This is a genomic window from Siphonobacter sp. (assembly GCF_048595215.1).
In the GTDB taxonomy this organism is placed as follows: Bacteria; Bacteroidota; Bacteroidia; order Cytophagales; family Spirosomataceae; genus Siphonobacter.
This window is the reverse complement of the sequence record NZ_JBMDWJ010000379.1, coordinates 1-7,475: the sequence shown is the minus strand read 5'-3', so window position 1 is coordinate 7,475 and position 7,475 is coordinate 1. Positions and strand designations below refer to the sequence as shown.

The 7,475-nt window shown below is 46.6% G+C and carries 6 protein-coding genes and 1 pseudogene; 4 read left to right on the top strand and 3 right to left on the bottom strand.

What is annotated here, in order from left to right:
• On the top strand, positions 1 to 1,784 hold a 1,784-nt coding region (locus ACOJTG_RS23320), incomplete at its 5' end, for a prolyl oligopeptidase family serine peptidase (RefSeq protein WP_420156010.1).
• A 55-nt stretch (positions 1,785 to 1,839) separates the two neighbouring features.
• On the opposite strand, the gene ACOJTG_RS23315 is transcribed toward ACOJTG_RS23320, so the two are convergent.
• Positions 1,840 to 2,700 (bottom strand): alpha/beta fold hydrolase, encoded by an 861-nt coding sequence (locus tag ACOJTG_RS23315; protein WP_420156009.1) that lies wholly within the window; start codon positions 2,698 to 2,700, stop codon positions 1,840 to 1,842.
• 207 nt (positions 2,701 to 2,907) lie between these two features.
• Between ACOJTG_RS23315 and ACOJTG_RS23310 the strand changes: the two genes are divergently transcribed.
• From ACOJTG_RS23310 to ACOJTG_RS23300, 3 genes are all read left to right on the top strand, one after another.
• Positions 2,908 to 3,396 (top strand): response regulator, encoded by a 489-nt coding sequence (locus ACOJTG_RS23310; protein ID WP_420156008.1) that lies wholly within the window; start codon positions 2,908 to 2,910, stop codon positions 3,394 to 3,396.
• A 299-nt stretch (positions 3,397 to 3,695) separates the two neighbouring features.
• Positions 3,696 to 4,571: a manganese catalase family protein gene (locus ACOJTG_RS23305; protein WP_420156007.1), complete on the top strand. Its 876-nt coding sequence runs from the start codon at positions 3,696 to 3,698 to the stop codon at positions 4,569 to 4,571.
• 476 nt (positions 4,572 to 5,047) lie between these two features.
• The gene (locus tag ACOJTG_RS23300) at positions 5,048 to 5,677 is read left to right on the top strand and encodes a response regulator (RefSeq protein WP_420156006.1); all 630 of its coding nucleotides are present in this window, start codon (positions 5,048 to 5,050) and stop codon (positions 5,675 to 5,677) included.
• A gap of 17 nt (positions 5,678 to 5,694) precedes the next feature.
• Here the strand turns inward: ACOJTG_RS23300 and ACOJTG_RS23295 are convergent, their stop codons facing one another.
• Together ACOJTG_RS23295 and ACOJTG_RS23290 are read right to left on the bottom strand one after the other, a co-directional pair.
• Positions 5,695 to 6,282, bottom strand: coding sequence for a DUF4202 domain-containing protein (locus ACOJTG_RS23295; RefSeq protein WP_420156005.1), 588 nt, complete (start codon positions 6,280 to 6,282; stop codon positions 5,695 to 5,697).
• A 967-nt stretch (positions 6,283 to 7,249) separates the two neighbouring features.
• Positions 7,250 to 7,475, bottom strand: a pseudogene (locus ACOJTG_RS23290) (alcohol dehydrogenase); the annotation flags it as partial.

Genomic DNA, 7,475 nt, shown 5'->3' with positions numbered 1-7,475 from the left:
CCGAATTACCCGCGATTCCGGCTCTTTCTTTCCGTAAAGTGGCCTTTGGTTTCAACGGAAGCAAAGCCACAACGCCCGGCAAACACGACGTTCGGCTCACGCTTCTGCAACAGGGAAAGCCCATTGATCAGGCCAAACTTTCGGTAGAAGCCATGGCTAGCGGTGCATCCTACAGTCAGACATTCGTCAGTAGTATCGACGGCAGTCTACAATATTACGCCGTGACGCCACAGATGGGCGGTCCGCGTTCGCAGCAGTCCCTTTTCCTCTCCGTACACGGAGCGGGCGTGGAAGCCAGTGGTCAGGCCCGGGCCTATAAACCCAAAGACTGGGGTACGCTGGTCGCTGCTACCAACCGTCGCCCGCGGGGCTTTAACTGGGAAGACTGGGGTCGTCTGGATGCCCTGGAAGTGCTTTCGATTGCCAAAAATCGTTTTCAACCCGATCCACAGCATGTTTACCTGACGGGCCATTCGATGGGTGGACATGGTACCTGGTTTCTCGGAGCGACCTACCCCGATCAGTGGGCGGGCATTGCACCCTGTGCCGGTTACCCCACACTGAAAGAATACGGCTCGGCGGACGGATTGATTCCGGCAACGAGTCAGGATCCGATGGAACAAGTATTGCTACAATCTGGCAACCAGAGCGATGTACTGAAGCTGGTTTCCAACTATAAACCTTTAGGGGTCTATGTGTTGCACGGAGACGCGGATCGTACGGTACCCGTCACGTATGCCCGGCAGATGAAGAAACTTCTGGGTGACTTTCATCCGGATTTCAGCTATTACGAATATCCCGGTGGCGAGCACTGGTTTGGCGATCAGAGCGTAGACTGGAAACCCCTGTTTGATTATTTCAAATGGCATCAGCGGCCCGTGGATTCAACCGTTACATCGATTGATTTCATGACGGCCAATCCGGGTATTTCCTCCACCTTCCGCTGGGCGAGCATTCAGCAGCAGGAACGCCCGTTACAGTACAGCCGTATTCAGCTGACGCGTAATCAGCAGGGCGTATCGGGTCGTACGGAAAACGTAGCTTTACTGAAACTGGTCTTTTCGGATGTGGTCGCCAATACGCCGATCCGTATTACCCTGGATAGCCTAAATGCTCTGAGCTTTACGCCGAAACAGGCGAAAGACAGCGTATTTCTGGCTAAAGAAGGCAAGCAATGGGCGATCCGCACGGCTCCCGGACTAGATCAGAAAGGACCACATCGCTACGGTACCTTCAAGGATGCTTTCCGGAATCGGATGGTTTTTGTGTACTCAACGCAGGGAACACCCGAAGAAAATGAATGGAGCCGCCAGAAAGCTCGTTTCGACGCCGAAAGCTGGTATTACCGGGGCAACGGAGCCGTGGACATCATTCCGGACAAAGCATACTCGCTGGCTAAATACGCCGACCGGGGTGTCATTTTGTTCGGAAATGCTCAAAGCAATGCCGCGTGGAAGTTATTGCTAGCCGACTGCCCCATTCAAATTCAGCGAAATCGGGTACAAGCCGGTACGCAATCCTACCAGGGCGACGATTGGGGTGCGTACTTTATATGGCCCATCAAGGGCTCGAACACGGCTTCCGTAGCGGTGGTAAGTGGTACGGGCCTGAAAGGAATGAAAGCCGCCGAGGCTAACCAGTATTTTGCCGGAGCCAGCGGTTTCCCGGATTTCATGATCTATCAGTTTGACATACTCAAGCAAGGCAGCAAAGGCGTGAAACTCGCGGGTTTCTACGACAATGCCTGGACGTTGAATCCTCAGCTTTGGGTCGTTAATCCCTAATCCATCCCTTACGAAAAAGCGGTAGGTTCAGAAGATTCTGGATTTACCGCTTTTTTTATGCCCTAGCTTTTTGAATAATCCACTTCGTTACGGCCTCTGCTTCTTCGGCGGCCAGCCAGTGCGTTGCCTCTTTGAAATAAATCAATTCAGCATTCGTGCACCAGGCTTTACTGGCCGTAGCCAACTCCGGGATCAGGGCACTGTCGCGAACGCCCCAAAGAATCAGGGTGGGTACGGTAACCCGGTGTTGTACCGACGGTCGGTGTCGAACGAAGGCCCGGTACCAATGGACCATGGTCCGAAATGCCGAAGCTCCGCCGGACCCCGGCTGACTCCAGGCTTTCTGATACTCCATTAAATCTTCATCCGTAAACGTCCCCGGACGACTGGTGCGTTGTAGCATCCGCCGTATGGCCCAGTACGTACCCCGCTTCGCGAGCCATTCCGGCAACCAGGGTACTTGAAAAAAGCCCACGTACCAACTCTTGAGCAGTTGCCGGGGATGCCGCCGCAGTACTTCGCCAAAAGCCGCCAGATGGGACATATTCAAAATGACCAGTTGATGGATCCGTTCGGGATACGTCATGGCCATGTACCAAGCGACGCCCCCACCCCAGTCGTGCCCAACTACCGTAGCCTTTTCTACTCCGGCGGCATCAATCAGGCCTATCATATCAGCCGCGAGTTTGTCGAGCGTATACGATTGGATTCCCGCTGGTTTATCACTGAGGTTATAGCCCCGCTGGTCGGGTACCCAGACGCGAAATCCGGCTTCGGCGAGTGCCGTAATCTGATGTCGCCAGCCGTACCAGAATTCCGGAAAGCCGTGCAAGAGCAGAATCAAGGGTCCCTCAGCGGGACCTTCCTGCCGGACGTGGAGCTGAATACCATTACTGAAAATAAACACGGAAGGCATCGAAACAACCAGTTATCGTGAGTACTACGGAAGGCTCCGTTAGCTAAAAAGTAATGCCGCCTGCGTATAGCTTCTTCCGTATACTTATCCATTTACTTAACCTATGTGAAGAAATCATTTGAAAAAAGTACAAATCCCTGACTATAAGAGCTTTGTCATCTGCTAATTTTTATATTTGAACCACTAACCATCCAATCCTTTAAAACTATGCAGATCGAAGACTTACACTTCCACAACTATCATGAGGCCAGCCTTCTAGTCATCGAAGATAACCCCGATCACTGGACTATTATGCAGGCCGCCTTAAAGGTCAGCCTTCCGGAAATTGAAGTGGCCTGGGCTCAGAATAAAACGCAAGCCTTAACGTATCTAATCACCCGTTCGCTGCTTAAAAAGCCTTTCCCCAAACTCATTTTGCTGGATTTGTATTTACCCGACCGCGAAACGGGCTGGCAGGTACTACAGGAATTGAAGAATCCCGAAAACCACTACGACCATGTTCCCGTCGTGGCTTTGAGTAATTCCAAAGATGGTACGGATGTCAAGAAAACGTACACCTTCGGGGCTGCTTCGTACATCGTTAAACCCCGGCGTTATCAGGACTGGATTGCCTACTTTAAGCAAATGAGTTCCTATTGGTGGGATCAAACGGCTCTGCCTTATTCCGAAGAAACGGATACTTCTGCCTTCGCGTGATAAGGCTACGTAAGCCTACATAGGTGAGTCAGTCCCCTATTTGCTGAGGCTATAACGATTGTTGCGTACGTATAGCCCCAATTTTTCATAGTTCTTACAGGATGTCCATTCTACGTATAGCAAATAGAGTAATATGATCTACTACTGTTGGCTTCTCTTCCTTATCTGGGAAAAAAAAGCCTGCTTTTATTAACAAAATTTTGACTGGACTGAAGTTTTCGCGTTCTGAGCTTGAATCTCGGAAGTAGTTCCCCTTCTGCTTCCCGATTGTAGTACACATTTCAAACTTCATTTCACTTATGTTCTATCACGACAAAAAACTCCAGTACACGGTACGGGTGGACAAACCAAATCCGGCCTTTGCTCGTATGCTACAGCAAGCTATTGGCGGCATCGAGGGGGAAATTCGCGTATGCCTTCAGTATTTGTTTCAATCCTGGGGAAGCCGAGGACCTCAAAAGTACAAAGACATGCTACTCGAAACGGGCACCGAAGAAATGGCCCACATCGAAATGCTGGCTACGGCAGTTGCCCTGAACTTGGAAGGAGCTAGCAGTACTGTAGTGGATGAAATTACGGGTAAGAGCCCTATTATATCGGGCATCCTGGGGGGTATGGACCCCCGCCACTACTTGTCGGCTGGATTAGCAGCGATGGCAGTAGACTCCAATGGGGTCCCTTTTAATGGTTCCTGGGTTGTAGGCAGCGGTAATTTGGCCGCCGATATGTACGCCAACGTTATGGCGGAATCAACGGGCCGCGTATTAGCTACCCGCCTTTACGAATCTACGGATGATCCGGGCATGAGAGACATGTTATCTTTTCTAATTGCCCGCGATACCATGCACCAGAATCAATGGCTGGCCGTACTGGAAGAGCTGGGGGGGGTACAAAACGCCCTGCCGATTCCGAACACGTTCCCGATGACCAACCAGCCTTCGGAATTCGCTTACACCTTTATTTCTACCGATATTGATAAACCCGAGGCTCCCGATGCCCGGTGGGCATCAGGCCCGTCCATTGACGGCAAAGGTCAGTTCACGTACGAACACGCCCGTCCGTATGGGCCAGAACCCAAGTTGTCTCCGCCGCCACCAGAAGGTTACGCTCAGCAGGAGCAGATGACGGGCGGTGCGGATGGGTTTATGGAGAAAGTTAAAGAAACCCTGTTTTAGATAGTTAAAAACCCCTGATCGGATGGTCAGGGGTTTTTAGTTTTCCGTGGATTAGTCAGAGAATGATTTTTGGTACTGAACCAAGTACTTTTTAGCTGACGTCTAGCAAAAACCGGTAGGTATTTGAAAACTACCTTCGATACGGTACCATTTCAGCTACCAATGCCTATTTTTAATCGACCGTAAGGCCCACTTGTTTTTTGTTTGTTTATCGAAAATCGAAAGCGATCAATCGGCTTCCTTCAGGGTAAGTATGTTATCATCAATGCTTTAAGAAAACATCCCTTATTACTTTCCAGGATTGATTCCATGTAATTAATTATCATGAATAAGCGAATAGTTGGAGTAATCTAATCAGGTTTAATCAAAATTTCCTTTCTTTACTTTCCGATTATAATCATACAAGCCGCCTTTACTTCTATGATCTTGTAGTCTGGTTTCTTAGTTTTGTCTTTTCTCTACTCGAAACTACACGCATGAAAATAGCAATCATAGATGATCATTTACTGGTGGCCGAATCCATCAAAACTGCATTATCTTTGAATTCAAGTGCTTACGAAGTTTTATGTTTTGGTTCCGGCAAGGAATTCATCGATAAATCGGAAGGACTGAACCCAGACGTAATTATTGTGGATATTATGATGCCGGAAGTGAATGGTCTGGATTTCCTGGGCCAATTTCGCGAAACATACGCTACTAGTAAAATTCTAGCCCTTTCTGCTCTGGTCAACGCCCATACCGTAAAGAGTGCCCTCCGTATGGGAGCAGATGGCTACGTTTCCAAATCGGATTCACTACAGGAAATTCATCAGGCTGTCGAAGCCGTTTTGCAGGATAAACAGTACCTCAGCAAGAGCATCACGAGTCATTTAGTCAACGAATTGTTCGTCGATGAGCAGGTAGTCTATCACTTAACTCAGCGGGAGCGGGAAGTACTTTCCAGTGTTTGTATGGGCCGGACCATTAAAGAAACCGCCTATTATCTCAAGCTGAGTGCTCATACCGTACAGGGCTATTACAACAACATCATGAAAAAATTTAAGGTCAACCGTACGGCTGACCTCATTGTATTTGCCATTAAACATGGCCTGTATAATCCCTTGTGAGGAAGTATAAACCTCGTTTACTCGGACTGTAAGGCTTCTTCAATTAAACGTTTACCTTCGGCACTGTAGGTGAGCGTTAATGCCGCCTGATGTCCGGGTTCGCTCATTTTTGCCCAGGTTTTCCGGAGAATATCAATCATTTTTTCTGCCCCTAGTTTTTCAATGAGGTCATCGTATTGAAACTCAAGAAAGACCAGACAAAGGGCATTTTCAATGGTTCGTACTTCTGGGTCCGTTTTTACTTTTTGCTTCAGGTTGATCTGCCGAACACGTTCGATAGTGGTTTCGTCGTACCCCGCCTGAGCGAGGAGCTGCGAAGAAACCTCTGCGTGGTGTTTCGCCAGATCGCTCCGCCATTTCAGATACCCTACCCGGCCTTCGGGATAGGTACTACGGGCGATTTCCCAACGACCAATGTGCTGACATCGCGAGGCCAGCAGTAGGGCTTCACTGGCCTGCGGATCGAGTTTACGCACCCAGTCGTGGAGCTGTAACGCATAAAAGACTTCCGATGGATAGTGGTTCCCCTGCCAGACGATGGTCTCGGGGGACTGAGCATTGTATTGATCGAACAGGGCGAAAGCTTGGGCTCGTTTCTCATTCATACGATCAAAAATAGTGTTCAAACTCGTAGTTTAAAAAATTGATACGCCTAAAACACTAATTTAATCAACAGACTAATTCACAAATTCATCCGTAATAGGTTTTATTATATCTTCAAAAAGTAGTAATAAATATATACATTATTAAACTCACACATTTTCATTATTAATAGCGAATAAATTAAAGAATTAAAACTAGATATAAGAATTAATAAGGCGATAAAATCAATTAATTACATCGTTAGCATCACCTAAAATATAGCGTATAAATGAACTCACCTTTGTTGCTAACTTTTCTAAAACAAAGGTTCACTTTTAACACCTTTATGACTTTAAAAAAGCAATCCGTTATACACTGATTTATTACTAGAGAAAGAAGGAACCCTTTCGGCTACTACAGGCCGCTACCTTTTATAGTCATTAAATATCTCGGATTAAAAAATTGACAAAATATTTTATTACTATAAATCAATAATTTTAAAATAAACTCTAATTATAACGTACACTCATGGTAAGACATAAGTCATTTTATGAAATGACATAGAAATAATGGTGTAACGAGAGATAAATAGATGGGCAAGGTATTGGATGATTTTTTGTAAAATCACCTGATTGGTCGAAGTAAAAAATCGTTTTAAGTAAGCGTGTTTTATGAATAAATGTATTCTTAAAACTGTATGAATACTTTGGCAAGTAGTAAACAAAAAAAATCCTGTCGCCACCAACGACAGGATTTAACAATTACGTTGCTATTATATATCACCGCCAAGTCAATATAATAGGATGTACAAATATATTACTTTCTAAATGCTTTGTTTCAGGGCATTTAACCTCCTGTTAGAATACTTAAAATTCCGCTTATTTAACTGATTTATTTACAGGCATTTATGTCTTTCCTATAGTACAATTAATACATCACTTTTCCAGCATTACTACAAACTTTTTATTTGGGTAATCCGTACGTATACAGTTATTCTACGTGTACCATGGCTTTAATGACACCCGTAGCTGGGATTAGCCAACTGGCAAATTCGTCTTTTACCTGATCGAAGGGTACTTCGTGCGTAATGTACGTTTTGGGATCAACCAATCCCTTCTTCATACTGTCAACCACGTGCTCAAAATCCTCACGGGTGGCATTGCGGCTACTCATGAGCGTGGCTTCGCGTTTGTGAAATTCCGGATGGGAAAAGTTA

Bases quoted from the DNA above. Each gene is read 5' to 3' on its own strand.
- ACOJTG_RS23315 (WP_420156009.1), bottom strand. From the start codon at position 2,700: ATGCCTTCCGTGTTTATTTTCAGTAATGGTATTCAGCTCCACGTCCGG.
- ACOJTG_RS23310 (WP_420156008.1), top strand. From the start codon at position 2,908: ATGCAGATCGAAGACTTACACTTCCACAACTATCATGAGGCCAGCCTT.
- ACOJTG_RS23305 (WP_420156007.1), top strand. From the start codon at position 3,696: ATGTTCTATCACGACAAAAAACTCCAGTACACGGTACGGGTGGACAAA.
- ACOJTG_RS23300 (WP_420156006.1), top strand. From the start codon at position 5,048: ATGAAAATAGCAATCATAGATGATCATTTACTGGTGGCCGAATCCATC.
- ACOJTG_RS23295 (WP_420156005.1), bottom strand. From the start codon at position 6,282: ATGAATGAGAAACGAGCCCAAGCTTTCGCCCTGTTCGATCAATACAAT.